The sequence below is a fragment of the Mesorhizobium sp. WSM4844 genome, assembly GCF_055811775.1.
This window is the reverse complement of record NZ_JBVVQB010000028.1, coordinates 1-19,651: the sequence shown is the minus strand read 5'-3', so window position 1 is coordinate 19,651 and position 19,651 is coordinate 1. Positions and strand designations below refer to the sequence as shown.

General features: G+C 64.2%; 12 protein-coding genes. 7 read left to right on the top strand and 5 right to left on the bottom strand.

Translation table 11 applies throughout. The annotated features are described in order from the left end of the window. Nucleotides 1-182: 182 nt before the first annotated feature. Together AC0L2A_RS21155 and AC0L2A_RS21150 are read right to left on the bottom strand one after the other, a co-directional pair. Nucleotides 183-1,979: an acyl-CoA dehydrogenase gene (locus AC0L2A_RS21155; protein WP_473610480.1), complete on the bottom strand. Its 1,797-nt coding sequence runs from the start codon at nucleotides 1,977-1,979 to the stop codon at nucleotides 183-185. A 288-nt stretch (nucleotides 1,980-2,267) separates the two neighbouring features. Continuing rightward, nucleotides 2,268-2,729, bottom strand: a complete 462-nt coding sequence (locus tag AC0L2A_RS21150) for a MerR family transcriptional regulator (protein ID WP_473610534.1) — start codon at nucleotides 2,727-2,729, stop codon at nucleotides 2,268-2,270. Between the two features lie 446 nt (nucleotides 2,730-3,175). On the opposite strand from AC0L2A_RS21150, the gene AC0L2A_RS21145 reads away from it, so the two are divergent. From AC0L2A_RS21145 to AC0L2A_RS21130, 4 genes are all read left to right on the top strand, one after another. After that, entirely contained in the window at nucleotides 3,176-7,135 is a 3,960-nt protein-coding gene (locus tag AC0L2A_RS21145) for a peptidoglycan-binding protein (protein WP_473610479.1), read from the top strand. 189 nt (nucleotides 7,136-7,324) lie between these two features. Beyond that, nucleotides 7,325-8,248, top strand: a complete 924-nt coding sequence (locus AC0L2A_RS21140) for a sulfite exporter TauE/SafE family protein (RefSeq protein ID WP_473610477.1) — start codon at nucleotides 7,325-7,327, stop codon at nucleotides 8,246-8,248. Then, complete coding sequence (locus AC0L2A_RS21135) at nucleotides 8,248-9,039, top strand: TIGR02186 family protein (protein WP_473490491.1); 792 nt, start codon at nucleotides 8,248-8,250, stop codon at nucleotides 9,037-9,039. The genes AC0L2A_RS21140 and AC0L2A_RS21135 overlap by 1 nt, the downstream gene beginning before the upstream one ends. A gap of 109 nt (nucleotides 9,040-9,148) precedes the next feature. Continuing rightward, entirely contained in the window at nucleotides 9,149-10,405 is a 1,257-nt protein-coding gene (locus AC0L2A_RS21130) for an Hsp70 family protein (protein ID WP_473610476.1), read from the top strand. A gap of 6 nt (nucleotides 10,406-10,411) precedes the next feature. Here the strand turns inward: AC0L2A_RS21130 and AC0L2A_RS21125 are convergent, their stop codons facing one another. After that, nucleotides 10,412-11,314: a LysR substrate-binding domain-containing protein gene (locus AC0L2A_RS21125; protein ID WP_473610475.1), complete on the bottom strand. Its 903-nt coding sequence runs from the start codon at nucleotides 11,312-11,314 to the stop codon at nucleotides 10,412-10,414. A gap of 279 nt (nucleotides 11,315-11,593) precedes the next feature. On the opposite strand from AC0L2A_RS21125, the gene AC0L2A_RS21120 reads away from it, so the two are divergent. From AC0L2A_RS21120 to AC0L2A_RS21110, 3 genes are read left to right on the top strand one after another with little or no spacing between them, the layout of a single operon-like run. After that, on the top strand, nucleotides 11,594-14,527 hold the full coding sequence (locus AC0L2A_RS21120; protein ID WP_473610473.1) for a molybdopterin oxidoreductase family protein: 2,934 nt from the start codon (nucleotides 11,594-11,596) through the stop codon (nucleotides 14,525-14,527). After that, nucleotides 14,524-15,258, top strand: coding sequence for a 4Fe-4S dicluster domain-containing protein (locus AC0L2A_RS21115; RefSeq protein ID WP_027155154.1), 735 nt, complete (start codon nucleotides 14,524-14,526; stop codon nucleotides 15,256-15,258). The genes AC0L2A_RS21120 and AC0L2A_RS21115 overlap by 4 nt, the downstream gene beginning before the upstream one ends. 9 nt (nucleotides 15,259-15,267) lie before the next feature. Beyond that, a complete protein-coding gene (locus AC0L2A_RS21110; protein WP_287248520.1) occupies nucleotides 15,268-16,203 on the top strand; it encodes a dimethyl sulfoxide reductase anchor subunit family protein in 936 nt (311 codons plus the stop codon). A 6-nt stretch (nucleotides 16,204-16,209) separates the two neighbouring features. Here the strand turns inward: AC0L2A_RS21110 and pdeM are convergent, their stop codons facing one another. Both pdeM and AC0L2A_RS21100 read right to left on the bottom strand, forming a co-directional pair. Then, nucleotides 16,210-16,926, bottom strand: coding sequence for a ligase-associated DNA damage response endonuclease PdeM (gene pdeM / locus AC0L2A_RS21105; protein WP_027155152.1), 717 nt, complete (start codon nucleotides 16,924-16,926; stop codon nucleotides 16,210-16,212). Further along, nucleotides 16,923-19,445: a ligase-associated DNA damage response DEXH box helicase gene (locus tag AC0L2A_RS21100; protein WP_473610471.1), complete on the bottom strand. Its 2,523-nt coding sequence runs from the start codon at nucleotides 19,443-19,445 to the stop codon at nucleotides 16,923-16,925. Before AC0L2A_RS21100 ends, pdeM begins: the two co-directional genes overlap by 4 nt. Between the last annotated feature and the right edge of the window lie 206 nt (nucleotides 19,446-19,651).

The following is a 19,651-nucleotide window of genomic DNA, read 5'->3' as shown; positions in this document are numbered from 1 at the left end:
CGCGAAGCGGCCGGGTGGGGTCGCCGATGAAGTGCTCGGCCTTATCTTTTACAACCTGCGCCATATGCCACGGCATTGCGATCATTCTCCTCCCAAGGCGCCAACCAGGTCGGCGCACTGCACGTAGGACCCCTCCCGGCCCTTCGGGCCACCCTCCCCTCGAGGGGGAGGGAACGTCGAGCTTAGAACGCTTCCGCCGGCAGTGCCATCAATGTATCGGCGCCGCTGGAGATGCGGGCGAGGTGCGCCGACGTTTCCGGCATGATCCGCTCCATGAAGAAGCGCGCCGTCACCAGCTTGCTGTCGTAGAAGGCCGAAGAACCATTGGCGCCATTCGCCAATTTTGCCCCGGCTGCCTTGGCCATCTGCGCCCACATATAGCCCAGCGCCACCAGGCCGAAGAGATGCATGTAGTCGGTCGAGGCGGCGCCGGCGTTATCGGGCTTGGCCATGCCGTTCTGCATCAGCCACATCGTCGCCGCCTGCAGATCGTTGAGGCCCTTCTTCAGCGCCTTGGTAAAGGGCGCCATCTTCTCGTCAATGCGGTTCTCCTCGCAGAACTCGCCGACCTCCTTGAAGAAGGCCTGCACGGCACGGCCGCCATTCAAGGCCAGCTTGCGGCCGACGAGGTCGAGCGCCTGGATGCCGTTGGCGCCCTCGTAGATCATGGCGATGCGGGCATCGCGCACGAACTGGCTCATGCCGTGCTCTTCGATATAGCCGTGCCCGCCGAACACTTGCTGCGCCATCACCGCGTGGTCGAAACCCTTGTCGGTGAGCACGCCCTTGACCACCGGCGTCATCAGCCCGGTGTAGTCGTCGGCAGCCTGGCGGTCCTTGTCGTCACTGGCACGGTGGGCGATATCGGACTTGATGGCCGTCCACAGTGCCAGTGCGCGACCGGCCTCGTTGAAGGCCTTCATGGTCATCAGGCTGCGGCGGATATCGGGGTGGACGATGATCGGGTCGGCCTTCTTGTCCGGCGCCTTCGGCCCAGACAGCGAGCGTCCCTGCAGGCGATCCTTGGCATAGGACACAGCGTTCTGGTAGGCGACCTCCGACACAGAAAGCCCCTGCAGGCCGACGCCGAGCCTCGCTTCATTCATCATCGTGAACATCGCTTTCAGCCCGCCATTCGTCTCGCCAAGCAGCGTGCCTTGTGCCTCGTCATAATTCATGACGCAGGTCGAATTGCCATGGATGCCCATCTTCTCCTCGGTCGAGCCGCAGGAGACGGCATTCTTCTCGCCAGGATTGCCAGATGCATCGAGCTTGAGCTTCGGCACGATGAACAGCGAAATGCCCTTCACGCCTTCCGGCGCGCCCTCGATGCGGGCCAGCACCAGGTGGACGATGTTGTCCGCCATGTCGTGCTCGCCGGCCGATATGAAGATCTTCTGGCCTGAGATCCTGTAGGTGCCGTCGCCGTTGGGAACCGCCCTGGTGCGCAGCAGGCCGAGATCGGTGCCGCAATGCGGCTCGGTCAGGTTCATGGTGCCGGTCCAGACGCCTTCGACCAGCTTCGGCAACCAGAGCGCCTTCTGCTCGTCGGTGCCATGGGTAATGATCGCGGCGATGGCGCCCTGCGTCAGGCCGGGGTACATCATCAGCGACATGTTGGCCGAAATCATATATTCGGAAACAGCGGTATGCACCGCGTAAGGCAGACCCTGGCCGCCAAATTCGACGGGTGCGGCCAGCCCCAACCAGCCGCCCTCGCGGTATTGGTCGAAGGCCTCCTTGAAGCCCTTCGGCGTCGTCACCGAACCGTCGCCATGGCGCTCGCAGCCTTCCATGTCGCCGACGCGGTTCAGCGGCTGCATGACATTTTCAGCGAGCTTGGCGCCCTCGGCGAGGATGGCCTCGACCACGTCCGGCGTCGCGTCGGAAAATCCGGGAAGATTGGAATAGCGCTGGTAGCCCAGCACTTCTTTCAGCACAAACAGCGTGTCCTGGACCGGCGCCCTGTAGATCGGCATGCATTTCCTCCACCATGCGGCCTTGGCCCCGAATCCCCAATGTGAAGCCAGACGGGCATGCGGACCAATGTTCAGGTCGGAATAGCAAAAGTTGACGTTTGCGTAAACGTCAATTTTTTGATGCGACAAATTAATCCCCGCCGCTCGCTCATAGCGTAACGGCGCTGGCCGTAGCCAGTCCGAACAGAGTGAAAATCCCGGCGCAGCCGCAAGACAAGGGAAAAGCCGCGCAGCCAAGGCCCACGCGGCTCTCTCCCAGAAGGCCGTTCACCGGAAGCGGGCGAAGAATTACCCGGCGACGCTGGCCTGCGGCGCCGAGCGTTCGCTCAGCATCTGACGCACCGCCGCCATCGAGTTGCTCAACTCCTTGATGGCATCGTCGATCAGAGCCCGCTGCTTCTGCAGGCGGGCAAGCTGCTTCTCCGACTTGTCGAGCGTCAGTCGCAACTGCTTGGTGTTGGAACCGCTGGGGTCGTAGAGGTCCATCATCTGCTTGACGTCGCGCAGCGAGAACCCGACCTTGCGGCCTAGCAGGATCAGCTTCAGCCGCGCCTTGTCGCGGCGCGTGTAGAGACGGGTCGAGCCGTCGCGCTGCGGATTGAGAAGGCCCTTGTCCTCGTAGAAACGCAGCGTACGCAGCGTTACTCCGTATTTCTTGGCCATCTCGCCGATGCGGACAAGATCCTCGCCGGCTTTATCGGACATGTCATTGGTATTGGCCGCGGCTTCGCCGGGCGAAACAAGTTTCATGGTCACTGGCTTTCCCCATCTGGTGGCGCCGCGGTCCTGGACCGTGCGTCGCCTGAGTCGAAGCGGGGGCGTGCTTCCACTCGTGGTTTCAACAAACAAAATCGCAAACGGCACAATCTGCACCCTTACGTTTACGTCAATTCTATACCGATAGCCGCCTCACGAAGCAAGGGCGTCGTGCGGGAGGACCTTTTTGCCGCATCCGCCAGCGCACGGCCCAGCGGCGCTTCAGGCGCTCGTCAACATCGTTGCAACTTCTTAAGCTTGGTTAACGCGTTGTTTACCACGTTGGGCGAATTGTGCGCATGTCGGTCACCCGTGGTTATCCTGTAGCGAATTTTTCACGGTTTCGGAGTCCACCGCAGCAAAGCCGCGGCCGTCTTCGTTTCCGGCAGGACTTTGGGAACTGGTCATAAAGCCAGCAGTGAAACTGAACGGGCGCATCGATGAACAGCAAGCGGTCCTATCTCGATACACTCAACACCGGCCGGCAGCGCAGGCCGTACACCACGCTTGAACAGCTCAACCGCTCTCTGGAAACGCTGGAGCAGCGGCTGGAGCGGACGCGCGAGGACTTGAGCGAACGTCCCGATCCGCGCCGGCTGAGCGCGGAGCCGCGCTATGCCAGCGCCCGGCCCTATGAGGATCCGCGCCCCGCGCAGCCGCCGAAAAGCCCGGCGCCGGCTGCCTTCGATCAGAATTACCAGGCGATCGCCCGCGACATCGACCGCGTGCGCGGCCAGGAAGACGGCGTCGCCGTGGTCGGCAAGATCGCCGGCGAATTGCGCGGCCTGCGCGAGGAACTGCGCCACCAGATGACCGCCGGCCTGCAGCGCGAATTCGAAGCGCTGCGCAACGACATCGAGCGGGCTTTCCAGGCAAGCACCGAGCCGGGTGGCCAATCGACGGGAGGCAAAGGCAGCGCCGAACTCAGCGTCGAGTTCGAGCGGCTTTCCGGCGCCATCCAGTCCCTGGCCGAAAAGAGCGATGACAGAAGCGTCAACATGCTCCGGCTCGATCTGGAGCAGGTCAAGGCCGCGCTCGACACGTTGGCGCGCGAGGAGAGCGTGCAGGCGGTCGGCCGCCGCTGGGACGAGTTCGACCGCCGCTGGACCGCGTTCGAGGATCGTGTCGATGCCGATCAGCGACAGCGGTCGGACGCACCCGGTCTTTCGATGCTGACCGAACGGCTCGAACAGATCAGCAATGCCGTCAACAATCTGCCGGAATCGCTTTCGCTGCGCTCGCTCGAAGAAAAGGTCCGCACGCTTGCCGGCGCCGTCGAGCATTTCGCCCGCCAGCAGGACAGTCTCGGCAGCAGCACATTGGCGATGATCGACGAGCGGCTGGACGAGATTTCCCGCGCCATCGTCGCCTCGACCGTCGCTGCGCAGGCCAATTCATTCGACCCCGAAGCATTCGAGCGTATCGAGAAGCGGATTGCGTCACTTGCCGAACAGATCGAGGAAGTGACGCAAGTCCACCCCAGCGGCGAGGTCATCGACCGCCTCAACATGCTGTCGAGCCGGGTCGACGATCTTGCCAGCCGGGCCAATTTGCCTGAGCAGGCGATGGAGCGTCTCGACAAGCAGATCGCGCTTATTGCCGACAAGATCGACCGGGCGCCTGCCATGCCGGACGCCGACTATATCTTCCAGGGGCTGGAACAGCGTTTCGACGTGCTGTCCGGCATGATGGAGCGCCGCCAGGGCGACGCGATCGAACAGGGCAACATGCTGTTTCGCGATCTCGAGCGCCGGCTGGACGAAGTTGCCGACAGGCTGGACCAGCGCATGCCGCAGATCGACGGGGCCGGCATCATGGACGCCCTCGACGCCCGCTTCAGCGCGCTGGCCCAGCGCTTGGAGACGCGCGTTCCCGATCACGCAGGTGAAGCGGCGATCCGTGGCCTGGAAAGCCGGCTCGAAGACATTTCAGTCCGGCTGGATTCATCCGCGGCACAAGTCGCCGGCATCGACCCGGCCCTGATCCGCAGCCTGGAAGCGCAGGTCGCGGGCCTTTCGGCGCACCTTTCGAAACCCGGCGCGCCACTGCCGGAATTGGAGGATATCAGCCCCCGTCTCAACGAAATCGAGAAGTCGCTGGCTGGTACCCGCGATTCCATCCTCAGCGCGGCGCGCGAGGCAGCCGAGAGCGCCGTCCGTTCGTTGGCGGGTTCCAGTGCCAACACGGCGGCCGTCTCTGGCCTCGCCCAGGATCTGAAGACGCTCGAAGCACTGACGCGCCGTTCCGACGAGCGCAATTCGAGGACCTTCGAAGCCATCCACGACACGCTGCTCAAGATCGTCGACCGGCTGGGCTCGCTGGAAACCGGCGAGCCGACCGACGCTGTGAGCGAACTTCTGAATACGCAACCGGCCGAGCCGGACAGCTGGCGCGGCGTGCGATCGTCAAAGATGGCCGTACGTGACGCGCCGTCCATGGACATCGACCAGCCACTGCCGCTGACGGAAGACATGGCCGACCTCGACAGCCATGTCTCTGCCATGATCAGCGATGAACCAGGTTCCCATAGCGACCCGGGCACGCGTACGCCGGCCGAAGCCGCCGCGGCCGCGGCCATGGCGGCGCTTGGCTCGGACACGGCGGAAAAAAGCCAGCCGACCGGCGGCCGGAAGTCGATGCTCGGCGGTCTGGCGCGCGCCTTCAAGGCCAAGAAGGAGACGATTGTTCCACCGCTTGCCGGCTCCGCGCCTGATGTTGAGATACCGATTGCCGATCTCGACGAGCCGCTGGACCCGAAGGTTGCCAACCGGCCGCTGGAGCCCGGCTCCGGCCCACCTGACCTCAACGCCATCATGAAGCGCGTGCGCGACGAACGCGGCCCGCCCGGCAGGGCCGGCACTGCCGACGCATCGAAATCCGACTTCATCGCCGCAGCCAGGCGCGCGGCGCAAGCGGCCGCTGCCGAGGCCGACGCTCTCAAGCGGCAATCGACGATGAGGGGGCCGGTAAAGGCGCTCAGGATCGGCGACTTGCTCAAGGCGCGACGCAAGCCGATTCTGATGGCAGCCGCCGCGGTCATGCTGGCGCTCGCCGGCCTGCAATTAGGCAAGGCCTTCGTCTCCGACCCGGTCGATATTGCCAGCAACGACACTGCGCCGATGGCGGCCACGCAGCCAGCGGAAACCGCATCGGTCGGTACCGTCAACGAGCCGAAGACGGACACAGAAACTGCAGGGGATAGCGCACCAGACCACGCTGTCCGGCAGGCAGAGCCATCCGAATCGGTAGCCGAGGACGACATGCCGGCGCAGGCCGCCATCGTCACGCCGTCATATGGCGAAAGATCGGCGGATGCCGAAACGCCGATCGACTCAGGGTCCGCGGCCGAGCCTGTTCCTGCGCCAATGGCTTCAACGACGTCGCCCGATCCGGCGGCGGCGAACGTGACAGCGTCGGCACCTGCGGGCCCGACGGCTGCGGACGCCGAACCAATGGCCACCGCTCCGGACGCCACGCCCGCGACCCAGGACATGACCGGCACGGTCACGTCAGCGGTTGCTTCGACGGCGGCGGCCACTGCCAAGATCGACATTCCAGCCGATGCCGGCCCGGCTGCCTTGCGTGACGCAGCGGCCGGCGGCGAAGCCAAGGCACTGTTCGAGATCGGCTCGCGCTACGCGGAATCGCGCGGCGTCAAGCAAGACATGGCAGCGGCCGCCAAATGGTACGAGAAATCAGCCGAGCTCGGCTTCGCACCGGCGGAATACCGCATCGGCAACTTCTACGAGAAGGGCACCGGCGTCGCGCGCGACGTCAAGAAGGCGAAGACCTGGTACCAGCTCGCCGCCGCGCAGGGCAACGCCAGCGCCATGCACAACCTCGCCGTGCTCTTCGCCATGGCGGCGGACGGCGTGACCGACAATGAATCGGCCGCGCACTGGTTCCAGGCCGCCGCCGATCTCGGCGTCAAGGACAGCCAGTTCAATCTCGGCATCCTGGCGGCGAAGGGCGTCGGCATGAAGCAGAATCTCGAAGAGTCCTACAAATGGTTCGCGCTCGTCGCCAAGACCGGCGACAAGGATGCGGCGGCAAAGCGCGACGAGATCGCCAAGGCGCTCAGGCCCGAGCAGCTCGAACGCGCACGCGCCGCGACGGAGCTGTGGAAGGCAAAGCCGCTCGATCCTGCGGCCAATTCGGCCGATATTCCCGAATCGTGGCAGGACGGCACGCCGCAGACGACCGCCAGCGTCGACATGAAGAAGGTCGTTCAGAACATCCAGCGCATTCTCAACAAGAACGGCTACGAGGCCGGCAATGACGACGGCGTGATGGGCCAGAAAACCAAGGATGCCATCATGGCTTTCCAGACCGACAACGATCTGAAGCCTACCGGCACGGTCGACGAAAAGCTGGTCAAGGCGCTGCTTGCGCGCAAATAACGTCAGATGCGTCGTTTCCGCGACGCCTTTGCCACACATTTGCCTGTTAACTGATTGAGTTGTTTTTTGTTTCGGCGACGCGGCGAGGTTTGACTTCGCCGCCCGGCCGGCGCAAGAACGGACAGGCTTTTGGCGCGAATGCCCGCCACGGTTGCATTCGCCGACGGGCAAACTGATCGAGACTGACGGGTGGGCATCTATCTCCCGATCGCGGAAATTTCCGTCAACATCTTCGTGCTGCTGGCCATGGGCGCGGCGGTGGGTTTCCTCTCGGGCATGTTCGGAGTGGGCGGCGGCTTCCTGATCACGCCGCTGCTGATCTTCTACAACATACCGCCGGCGATCGCGGTCGCCACCGGCGCCAACCAGGTCATCGCCTCCTCCTTCTCCGGCGCATTGTCGCACGTGAAGCGCGGCACGCTCGACTTCAAGCTCGGCGGTGTGCTTTTGGCCGGCGGCATCGTCGGCTCGACCGGCGGCATCTTCGTCTTTGGCTTCTTGCGCCGGCTCGGCCAGCTCGACCTGTTCATCTCGCTGCTCTACGTCGTGCTGCTCGGCACCGTCGGCGGGCTGATGCTGGTCGAGAGCGTCAATGCGCTGCGCGCCGCGCGCAGCGGCGCGGCACCGGTGCTGAAGAAATCCGGCCAGCACAACTGGATCCACCGCTTGCCGCTGAAGATGCGGTTCAGGGCCTCGAAGCTGTTCGTCAGCGTCATCCCGGTGCTCGGCCTCGGCGTCGGCATCGGTTTCCTGTCGTCGATCATGGGCGTCGGCGGCGGCTTCATCATGGTGCCGGCGCTGATCTATCTCTTGAAAGTGCCGACCAACGTCGTCGTCGGTACCTCGCTGTTCCAGATCATCTTCACCTCGGCCTACACCACGCTGGTCCATGCCACCACCAACCAGACGGTCGACGTCATGCTCGCCTTCTTGTTGATGGCGGGCGGCGTCGCCGGCGCGCAATACGGCGCCAAGGCCGGCCAAAGGCTGCGCGGCGAGCAGCTCAGGGCGCTGCTCGCACTGCTGGTGCTGGCGGTTGCCATCCGGCTCGCCATCGATCTGTTCGTGACGCCGCCCAGCCTCTATGCGCTGTCCGGCGCGGATCCGACCTGATGGCGGGTTTTAGGACGTTCCTGGCCGTTGCCTCGCTGTCGCTGTTCGCCGCCTCGTCACCGGCAAGAGCGCAGACGCCGGTTACCGAAAACATCCAGATCGGCCTGTCCACCGACCATGTCTCAATCACCGCCGGCTTTTCCGGCGCCGACCTCACCATCTTCGGCTCATTGGAAAATGCCGACCCGCGTGTCGCGCGCCAGGGGCGCTATGACATCGTGGTTGTGCTTGAGGGTCCGGCCCGGAAGGTCGTCGTGCGCCGCAAGGACCGGGTGCTCGGCATCTGGATCAATCTGGAGTCCGAGACCTTCAAGAATGTGCCGGTGTCCTATTCGGTGGCGACGACGCGGCCGCTGCAGGACGTCACCGACCCCAACAGCTACAAGCAACTGTCGCTCGGCGCCGCCAACATCTACATGCAGCCGGCCGACGCTGGCGAAAGTCCGGCGACCATCCAGGAATTCACCGCCGCGCTGCGCGAGCGCAAGACGGCGACCGGCCTCTACAGCGTGAATGTCGGCGGCGTGCAGTTCCTGTCGCAGAACCTGTTCCGCGCCACCGTCAGGCTCGCCCCCAATGTTCCGGTCGGCACCCACAAGGCACGCGCGTTCCTGTTCAAGAGCGGCCTGTTCATCAAGGAAAGTTCCGCCCAGCTCGAAATCCGCAAATCCGGTTTCGAACAGTCGATCTTCCGCGTCGCCCACGATTATTCTTTCCTGTATGGCGTCTTCGCGGTGTCGTTGGCCATGCTGACCGGCTGGCTCGGAAGGCTCGTCTTCCGGAAGGACTAAACTCTCTTAAAAAGGCGGTTCCCCTTTTTACGCTCGTGGGTTAGACCGCGACCCCGGCCCGGCCGAACACCAGCTGTCGCTCCCCAAATCAAAAATACAGGACTTTGCGATGCGACCAGCATTCGGCGGTATCGACTTCGGCACTTCGAATTCCACCGTCGGCGTGATCAGGGACGGGCAGCCGCAACTGGTGGCGCTGGAAGACGGCGAGGTGACCCTGCCCAGCGCGGTGTTCTTCAATTTCGAGGACAACCGCACCTACTTTGGGCGCCGCGCCATCGCCAACTATACCGACAGCATCGAGGGTCGCTTGATGCGCTCGCTGAAGAGCGTACTCGGCGGTACGCTGGTCCATGAAAAGACGCGCATCAAAACCCGATCGATCGCCTTCACCGAGATCATCGGCCTGTTCGTCGGCCATCTCAGGAAAAGGCTGGAAGAGGATGCGGACGATACGGTTGAAAGCGTGGTGCTCGGTCGTCCCGTGCAGTTCGTCGACGACGATGCCGAGGCCGATGCCAAGGCCGAAGGTGAACTCGAAAACGCGGCCCGTACCCAGGGCTTCAAGCATATCGCCTTCCAGTTCGAGCCGATCGCGGCAGCGCTCGACTACGAGCAGAAGGTGACGGGCGAAGAACTGGCGCTGATCGTCGACATGGGCGGCGGCACGTCCGACTTCTCGATCGTGCGGGTCTCGCCGCAGCGCGCCCGCGCCCTCGATCGCAAGGACGACATCCTGGCCAGCCGCGGCATCCACATCGGCGGCACCGACTTCGACCGGCTGTTGAGCATCGCCCATGTGATGCCGCAGCTCGGCTACCTCTCGCCGACCAAGGACGGCAAGCGCAACTTGCCGGCCAGCTACTTCATCGACCTGGCGACATGGCAGCGCATCAATCTGGTCTACACCGCCCGCGCGATGACGCATCTGCGCCAGATCCGCTACGAGGCGGAACGCGCCGACCTGGTCGACCGCTTCATCGACATCGTCGAGCATCGTTACGGGCACGCGCTGGCCGCTTTGGTCGAGAGGGCCAAGATCGCGCTGACGGAGCAACTGTCCGCCGAGGTGATGGTCGCGCTGACGGGAGCGAAGTTCGCGACCGAAATTACGCGCGCCGGGCTCGAGACCACGATCGCCAGGGAAATCGAACGGGTGGCCGCAACGGTTGGTGAGACGATCCGCGACGCGCAGGTGAAACCGTCCGACATCACCGCGGTGTTCCTGACCGGCGGATCGACCGCCATCCCGCTGGCAAGGCAGCAGATACTGGTCCTGGTGCCGCAGGCGTCGGTCATCGAAGGTGATATGTTCGGCTCGGTCGGGCTTGGGCTGGCGCTCGATGCGCAGCGGAAATTCGGCTGACCCGGCTTACCCCCGGACGGTCTCGCCGGCCCTCACGCCCAGATGCGCCTTGAGCGCCATCTGGGCCAGACTTGCCTGCCGGTCACGATGCGTGATCATGGCGAAATCGCGCTTTGGCAGATCGATCGACACGGACCGCAAGCTGCCTTCGGCAACCGCGCGTTCGACAACGAGCTCCGAAATGATGGTGGCGCCGGCGCCAGCCTCGACCGCCTGACGGACTGCCTCGTTGCTCGGCAGCACCAGGAATATCCGCAGCTCTGCGAACGATATCCCTTCGCGGCGGGCAAGATCTTCCAGCACCTCGCGCGTGCCCGATCCGCCTTCCCTGATGATCCAGCGGAGTTCCCTGATATCGGGATGCCCGCGCGAGACTTCGGCGATCTCGGGATGCGAATGCGCCACGACCAGCATCAGGCGATCCACATCGACCTTGGCGCGCCGCAATATGTCCGATTCAGTGCGCCCCTCGACCAGGCCAAAATCAGCCGTACCGTCGAGTACGGTGGTCTCAACCTGCCTGGTGTTGCCGATGGTCACGCTCAGCCTGACGGCGGGATAGGCCTCGTGGAAGGAGGCCAGCCGGCGCGGCAGCCAGTAGCTGGCGATGGTCTGGCTGGCGGCGATGGAAAGGCTGCCGGTGATCGTCTGCGAGACGTGCTCCAGCACGTCGTGGGCGGCAGCCGCCCGTTCGAGCACGGCCTTGGCCTCGGGCAGAAACCTGCGCCCGGTCTGCGCCAGTTCGATGTTGCGACCGACCCGGTTGAACAGCTGGACGCCATGCTGCTGTTCGAGCGAGCGGATGGCGGCCGAGGCGGCCGATTGGGAAATGCCCAGCAGTTCGGCCGCCTTGGTCATGTGTCCTCGTTCGGCGACGGCAACGAATATCCGCAATTGGTCCAGGGTCATGCGGAGAATTAAGAAACAAGTTCGATTGGAATTACAAGAGCAATTTGTTAGACAGATCGATTGCTTTGTTCTAATTTTCCCGGCGGAGTTGGAAAAAAATCGCGGCCAACCTGCAACGGGTAGAAAAGTGATCGGGCGGTTCAAATCCTTGTTTGCCCATTGGACCCGCGGTCTGCGGCGTCGGCTTGCCGGCGACCGCTATCATCCGGAAGAACACTACATGCGCGGCCCCGGGCCGAAGACGAGAGCCAAAATCGCAGACCGCAAAAGTGCCGGATCATGAACCACGGACCGCTGCGCGGCGCCAATTCCGCACCGTCCCAACGGTCGCTTACCAACACAAGCGCGCCCGACGAGGGCGACGGCGTCGATACCTCACCTGACGTCTCCGACAGCATCGCCAAGACCACCTGCTACATGTGCGCCTGCCGCTGCGGCATCGACGTCCACATCAAGGACGGCAAGGTCCGCTACATCAACGGCAACAAGGACCATCCGGTCAATCGCGGCGTGCTGTGCGGCAAAGGCAGCGCCGGCATCATGCAGCACTACAGCCCGGCCCGGTTGAAGAAACCGTTGCTGCGCAGCGGTCCGCGCGGCTCGGGAGAGTTTCGCGAGATCGAGTGGGAGGAGGCCTTCTCGATCGCGACGGAACGGCTTTCGAAAATCCGCCGCACCGATCCGAAGAAACTCGCCTTCTTCACCGGGCGCGACCAGTCGCAATCGTTGACCGGCTGGTGGGCGAGCCAGTTCGGCACGCCGAATTTCGCCGCCCATGGCGGCTTCTGCTCGGTCAACATGGCGGCCGGCGGGCTCTATACGATCGGCGGCTCGTTCTGGGAGTTCGGCGAACCCGACTGGGACAACACCAAATACTTCATGCTGTTCGGCGTCGCCGAGGACCATGATTCCAATCCGATCAAGATCGGTCTCGGCAAGCTCAAGGCGCGCGGCGCCAAGGTGGTCTCGATCAATCCATGCCGCACCGGCTACAACGCCATTGCCGATGACTGGATCGGCATCCGGCCCGGCACCGACGGCCTGTTCGTGTTTGCTCTCATCCATGAACTGCTGAAGGCCGGCCGCGTCGATCTCGATTATTTGCTGCGCTACACCAACGCCCATGTCCTCGTCATCCAGGAGCCGGGTGCAGCCGATGACGGGCTGTTCGCACGCGACAGCGGCGGCAATCCGCTGGCCTGGGACAGGCTGGCCAAAGTCTCCGTCAGCGCCACCGATACCGACGCAAAGCCGGCGCTGACCGGCAACTTCCAGGTCGATGGCCGCCGCTGCGTACCGGTCTTCCAGCTTATCGCAGACCGCTACCTGCACGAGAGTTATTCTCCCGATGCGGTCGCCGAACGCTGCGGCGTTACCGCCGACACCATCCGCCGCATCGCCGCCGAACTGGCGCATGTCGCCTTCGAGCAGGCGATCGAACTGCCGGTGGCGTGGACCGACTGGGCCGGCCGCCGACACGAGACGATCAAGGGCCGGCCGGTGTCGATGCACGCGATGCGCGGCATCTCGGCCCATTCGAACGGTTTTCACACCTGCCGCGCCATCCACCTGCTCCAAGTACTCCTGGGTACGGTGGACGTGCCCGGCGGGTTTCGCTTCAAGCCGCCTTATCCGCGGTCGGCGCCGCCGGGGCCGAAGCCGGCGGGCAAGGACGTCAGGCCGATGACGCCGCTCGAAGGCATGCCGCTCGGTTTCGTCTGCGGCCCGGACGATCTGCTGGTCGACGACACCGACACGCCGATCCGTATCGACAAGGCCTATTCCTGGGATGCGCCGCTGGCAGCACACGGGCTCATGCACACGGTCATCCGTAACGCCTGGGCCGGCGACCCCTACAGGATCGATACGCTGTTCATGTACATGTCCAACATGGCCTGGAACTCGTCGATGAATACCGTCGAGACGATGGCGATGCTGACCGACATGGATGCGTCAGGCGAGTACAGGATCCCGTTCATCATCTATTCCGACGCCTATCATTCCGAGACCGTGCCGTTCGCCGATCTCGTGCTTCCCGACACGACCTATCTCGAGCGTCATGACTGCATCAGTCTGCTCGACCGGCCGATCAGCCACGCCGATGGACCGGGTGACGCCATCCGCCATCCGGTTGTCGAGCCGGACCGCGACGTGCGGGCGTTCCAGACAGTGCTGATCGAGCTCGGCGCGCGGCTCGGCCTGCCCGGCTTCGTCGCCGACGACGGCTCGGCCAAATACCGCGACTATGCCGATTACATCGTCAATCATGAGCGCAGGCCAGGCATCGGCCCGCTCGCCGGCTGGCGCGGCAAGGACGGAATTTTGATCGGCAAGGGCGATGCCAATCCCGACCAGCTTCAGCGCTACATCGACAATGGCGGCTTCTGGCACCACGATTTTGCCGACGACCAGCGCTACTACAAGATGGCCAACCGATCCTACCTCGAGTTTGCCGAGACCATGGGTTTCATCCCGAAGGCCGAGCCGATCGTGTTCCAGCTCTATTCCGAGCCGATGCAGCGGTTTCGCCTCGCCGCGCGCGGCCATGGCAGGGTGCTGCCGCCAGAGGCGGAGCGCAGCCGCATCGAAACCTATATGGACCCGTTGCCGTTCTGGTACACGCCCTTCGAGGAGGCGGTTGTCGACGTTGAGAAATACCCTCTGCATGCGCTGACGCAGCGGCCGATGCACATGTATCATTCCTGGGGCTCGCAGAACGCCTGGCTCAGACAGATCACCAGCCAAAACCGGCTGTTCGTGCACAGCCGAACCGCCGCCGGCCTCGGGCTTGCCGATGACGACTGGGTTTGGATCGAGAGCATCAACGGCAGGGTTAAGGGACAGATCAAGCTGGTCGACGGCGTCAACGTGGACACGGTGTGGACCTGGAACGCGATCGGCAAGCGGCGCGGCAGCTGGGGCTTGAAGGACGACGCGGCCGAATCCAACCGCGGCTTCCTGCTCAACCATATCATCGGCGACCAGACTTCTGCCGATGCGAACGGCAAGCGCTACTCGAATTCCGATCCGGTCACCGGCCAGGCGGCATGGTTCGACCTGCGCGTCCGCATCGTCAAATGCGCGGCTGAAGAAGCCGGCTTCACCGAGCCGCAGTTCGAGCGCTTCCGGCAGCCACCGCATTTCAAACCCTCGCCCGACAAGCTCAGTTTTGGCGCCGAGTTTCGCCGGGCAAGAGAGGCTTCCAGATCATGACCTGCCTTCCCGCCCATACCGACAAGAAGCTCGGCCTGGTCATCGACCTCGACACCTGCGTCGGTTGCCAAGCCTGCGTTACCGCCTGCAAGGAATGGAACACCGGCGGTCACATGGCGCCGCTGACCGACATCGATCCCTATGGCGGCGATGCCGACGGGGTCTGGTTCAACCGCGTGCACAGCTATGAGCACATGACGGAGATGGGTGGGCGCACGGTCAATTTCCCACGCTCCTGCCTGCATTGCGAGACACCGGCCTGCGTCACCGTCTGCCCGACCGGCGCCTCCTACAAACGGGCCTCGGACGGCATCGTGCTGGTCGACGAAGACAAGTGCATCGGCTGCAAATTGTGCAGCTGGGCCTGCCCCTATGGCGCGCGTGAGTTCGATACCGATGTCGGCGTGATGAAGAAGTGCACGCTGTGCGTCGACCGCATCTACAACGACAATCTGGCGGAAGAAGACCGCGTGCCGGCCTGCGTCGCCGCCTGTCCGACCAGCGCGCGGCACTTTGGCGATCTCGGCGACCCGGCATCGGCGATCTCGCAACTGGTGGCCGAACGCGGTGGCGTCGACCTGATGCCCGAACTCGGCTATCACCCGACCAACAAATATCTGCCGCCGCGCGCCCACACGCCGCGCGCTGCATCGGTGCCGGCGCCGAGGCTCGAACCGGTGCGGGCCGAAGGCGGTTTCCTCGGCTGGGTCGACCGCATGCTTTCGCATTGATCAGCATCCATGCATCCAGCCTTCTCCGTCGTCTTCTTCACCACTGCCACCGGCGCCGGTTACGGCCTGCTCGCGCTGCTCGGCGTGCTGGCCGGACAAGGATTTGTCCCGCCTGATTTCTGGCTCGGCCTCGTCGGCATGGGGCTGGCGCTCGGCCTGATCTCGGCCGGCCTGCTGTCGTCGGCCGGCCATCTCGGCCGACCAGAACGCGCCTGGAGAGCATTCTCGCAATGGCGCAGCTCATGGCTGTCGCGCGAAGGCGTTGCCTCGGTCGCGACCTTCGTGCCGGCGGGATTGTTCGCCTTCGGCTGGCTGTTCCTCGGCCGCACAAACGGCTGGGTGGCCGTCGCCGGGCTGCTGGCTGCGGTCGGCGCGGTCGCCACCGTCTGCACCACCGGCATGATCTATGCCTCGCTGAAGCCGATCGCCCAGTGGCACAGCCGCTTCACTTTGCCCGGCTACCTGATCTTTTCGGCGATGAGCGGCAGTGTGCTTCTCAACGCGCTGCTGCAGGGCTTCGCCCTCGGCTCGACTATCGTTCTGACAGGTTGCGTACTGCTGACCTTGCTCGGCTGGGGCTGGAAGCTGGCAAATTGGCGCTACAATGACAGGCTGGAAATCCCGACCAACGCCAACACCGCTACCGGACTTGCCGGCGGTACGGTGCGGTCGCTGGAATGGCCGCACACCGAAGAAAACTACCTGCTCAAGGAGATGGGCTTTCGCATCGCCCGCAAGCACAAGGCGCGGCTGCGCCAGATCACGCAAGTGCTGGCCTTCGCTCTGCCCGTCTTGCTGCTGATTGCCGCATTCGCCTTGCCATGGCCCTATGCGGCGGTGCTGTCGGCACTCGCCACATCAGCCCAATTCGCCGGCATGCTGGTCGAACGCTGGCTGTTCTTCGCCGAAGCGAAACACACCGTCACCCTCTACTACGGCCGGTAGAGCAGCTCAGCCCGGCCGCAGCATCGCGTGGGAAATCGCAAAAATGCGCTCGGTGCCGAGCATATAGGCCATCAGCGTCTCGCGGCGGAACAGCCCGGCATAGGCGCGGTCGAGCACATTGAGCGAGCCGGTATAGGCGCCGAAGGCCGGCATGATCATGCGGCCGCCGTCGCCGGCAAAGCAGCGCCGTCGCACCGAGCGGCCCTGCTGCACGATGCGGGCGCAAGGGTGCAGATGACCTGATACCTCGCCTTCCACTCTCACCGCCGAAGGCTCGTGCCGGAATACGAGAGAGCCTATGGCCAGCTCGCGCACCGTCTCGCCGGGCAGGTCGGCCGGCGCATCCGGGTCATGATTGCCGGCAACCCAGAACCAGTCGCGACCGGCCATCAGCGCTTCCAGCCGTTCGCGAAAGCTCGCATGCATGCGCGCGGCGCCGCCGCCGTCATGAAAGCTGTCGCCGAGGCTGATGACGATCGCCGGCTGATAATCGGCAATCACCGCCTGCAATCGCAGCAACGTCGCACCGGTATCATAAGGCGGGATCAACGTACCGCGCCGTGCCAGCGAGGAACCCTTTTCCAGATGCAGGTCGGACACAGTCAGAAGCCGAAGCTCGGGAAAATAAAGCACGCCGCGGCGATCGCAGATCGCACGCTCGCCGGCGATGCCGATAGGATCGGCATCCGCCAGGAGCGCCGTCATGGCGAGTGCGAATGTCATTTCGTCCCCATGGCCTCCTCGACCAGCGTTGCCGCATCCATCAGCAGCGTATCATCGGCCTCGCCATGCACCGGCATCTTGCCGATCTCGAGCATGATAGGCACGGCGAGCGGCGAAATCTGCTCGAGGTCTTTATGCACGATTCGTCCCTGGATACGCGAGAGCATCTCGGCAAGTCTGCTGACATCCAGCAGACCCGTGGCCGCGTCGGCACGCGTCGCCTGCAGCAGGATGTGGTCGGGCTCATGGCTGCGCAGGACGTCGTAGATGAGGTCGGTCGAGACGGTGACCTGGCGGCCGCTCTTCTCCTGGCCCGGATGACGCTTTTCGATCAGTCCGGAGATGAGCGCGCAATTGCGAAAGGTGCGCTTCAAGAGCCAGCTGCCGGCCAGCCAGGCTTCGAGATCGTCGCCCAGCATGTCCTGGTCGAAAAGCGCGGCCAGCGACGGTTTCTTCGCCCGCAACATCCTGCCCATGTCGGCCAGCGACCAGATGGCAAGCGCATAGTCGGTGGCGACGAAGCCGAGCGGCCTGGCTCCCGCCCGGTCGAGGCGGCGGGTGAGCAGCATGCCAAGCGTCTGGTGCGCCAGCCTGCCCTCGAACGGGTAGGCCACCAGATAGTAGCGGTTGCCGCGCGGAAAGGTCTCGATCAGCAGGTCGTCGCGCTTCGGCAGCACCGATTTGTCGGCCTGGAAGCGCAGCCAGTCGGCGACCTGTTCCGGCAGCTTCTTCCAGCGCTGCGGGTCATCCAGCATGATGCGGACCTGTTCGGCGAGGTAAGTCGAAAGCGGGAATTTGCCGCCGCCATAATAGGGCACCTTGGCGTCACTGCCGGGCGCATTCGACACGAAGCACTCATTGTCGCGGATGCCCTCGAAGCGCAGCACCTTGCCGGCGAACATGAAGGTATCGCCATGCGTCAGCGTTTCGAGGAACGCCTCCTCGATCTTGCCGAGAACCCGACCGCCGCGCGAGGCAGAGCCTTTGCTGCCGGCCTTGACATAACGCACGTTGAGCGCCGGCACCTCGATGATGGTGCCGACATTCAGCCGGTACTGCTGGGCGATGCGAGGATTGGAGACGCGCCACAGCCCGTCCTTGTTCAGGCGGATGCGGGCGTAGCGCTCGTAGTTCTTCAGCGCATATCCGCCGGTGGCGACGAAGTCGACGACACGATCGAACGTCGGCCGGTCGAGTTCGGCATAGGGCGCGGCGGTTCGCACCTCCTCGAACAGCGCATCGGCATGAAAAGGCGCGCCGCAGGCGCAACCCAGGACATGCTGCGCCAGCACATCGAGCCCACCATTGACCAGCGGCGGCGTGTCCTGGGCGCCGAGGTAATTGGCGTCGAGCGCCGCCCGGCATTCCAGCACTTCGAAGCGGTTGGCCGGAATCAGGATCGCCTTCGACGGCTCATCCATGCGGTGGTTGGCGCGGCCGATGCGCTGCGCCAGCCGGCTCGCACCCTTCGGTGCGCCGACATGCACGACCAGGTCGACATCGCCCCAGTCGATGCCGAGGTCGAGCGTCGACGTGGCGACGATGGCACGCAAGGCATTCTCGCCCATGGCTTTTTCGACGCGCCGGCGCTGGGCGACATCGAGCGAGCCGTGATGCAGCGCGATCGGCAAAGTGTCCTCGTTGACCCGCCACAATTCCTGGAACAGCAGTTCGGCCTGGCTGCGCGTGTTGACGAACAGCAGGGTCGTCTTGTGTCGCTTGATCTCGCTATAGATCTCCGGTGTCGCGTAGCGGGCCGAATGTCCGGCCCACGGCACGTGCTGTTCCGAGTCGAGGATGGAGATGTCGGGCTTGGCGCCGCCGGTGACGACGATCAATTCGGCCATGCCGCCGGGTGGATTCTGGCTGACCAGCCAGCGCCGCAATTCGTCCGGCTCGGCGACCGTCGCCGACAGGCCGATCGTCTGCAAGCCGGGAACAAAGGATCGCAGCCGAGCCAGCCCGAGCGACAGGAGATGCCCGCGCTTCGACGTCACCAAGGAATGCAGTTCGTCGAGCACGACATAGCGCAGATCCTCGAAGAAGCGCCTGGCGTCGGGCGCAGCGATCAGCAGCGCCAGTTGCTCGGGCGTGGTCAGAAGGATGTCGGGCGGGGCCAGCTTCTGCCGCTGGCGCTTGTGCGCGGGCGTGTCGCCGGTGCGCGTCTCGATGGTGACGGACAGACCGATCTCTTCCACCGGCTTGCCGAGATTGCGCTCGATGTCGACGGCCAGCGCTTTCAGCGGCGAGATGTACAGCGTGTGGATGCCGCGACGCGCCTGCCCCGGCTTTCTCCCTGGCCGCCCGGCCAACTCGGTCAGTGAAGGCAGAAACCCGGCCAGCGTCTTGCCGGCGCCGGTCGGCGCGATCAGCAGAACCGATTGCCCGGCCTGGGCAGTCGCCAGCAATTCTATCTGGTGGGCGCGCGGCGACCAGCCTCTTTGCGCGAACCATTTGAGGAATGGCTCGGGCAAGCGCACGGCGGCATTCTGTTCGGCGAGGCGCGGCTGCTCTGTCACCCGCCAGAGGTAGCGCGGCGCCGTGCAATCGCCAAGCAGAATCGGAACAAAAGGTGATCGTGCGCTTTTCCTTCCCCCCTTGTGGGGCATCGGTCAATGCTCGGTCGCTATTGAGGTTGGCGCTCTACGGCGCCCCCCTCTGTCCTGCCGGACATCTCCCCCACAAGGGGGGAGATTGGCCGTCATCTTTGATTTCGCCAATCGCC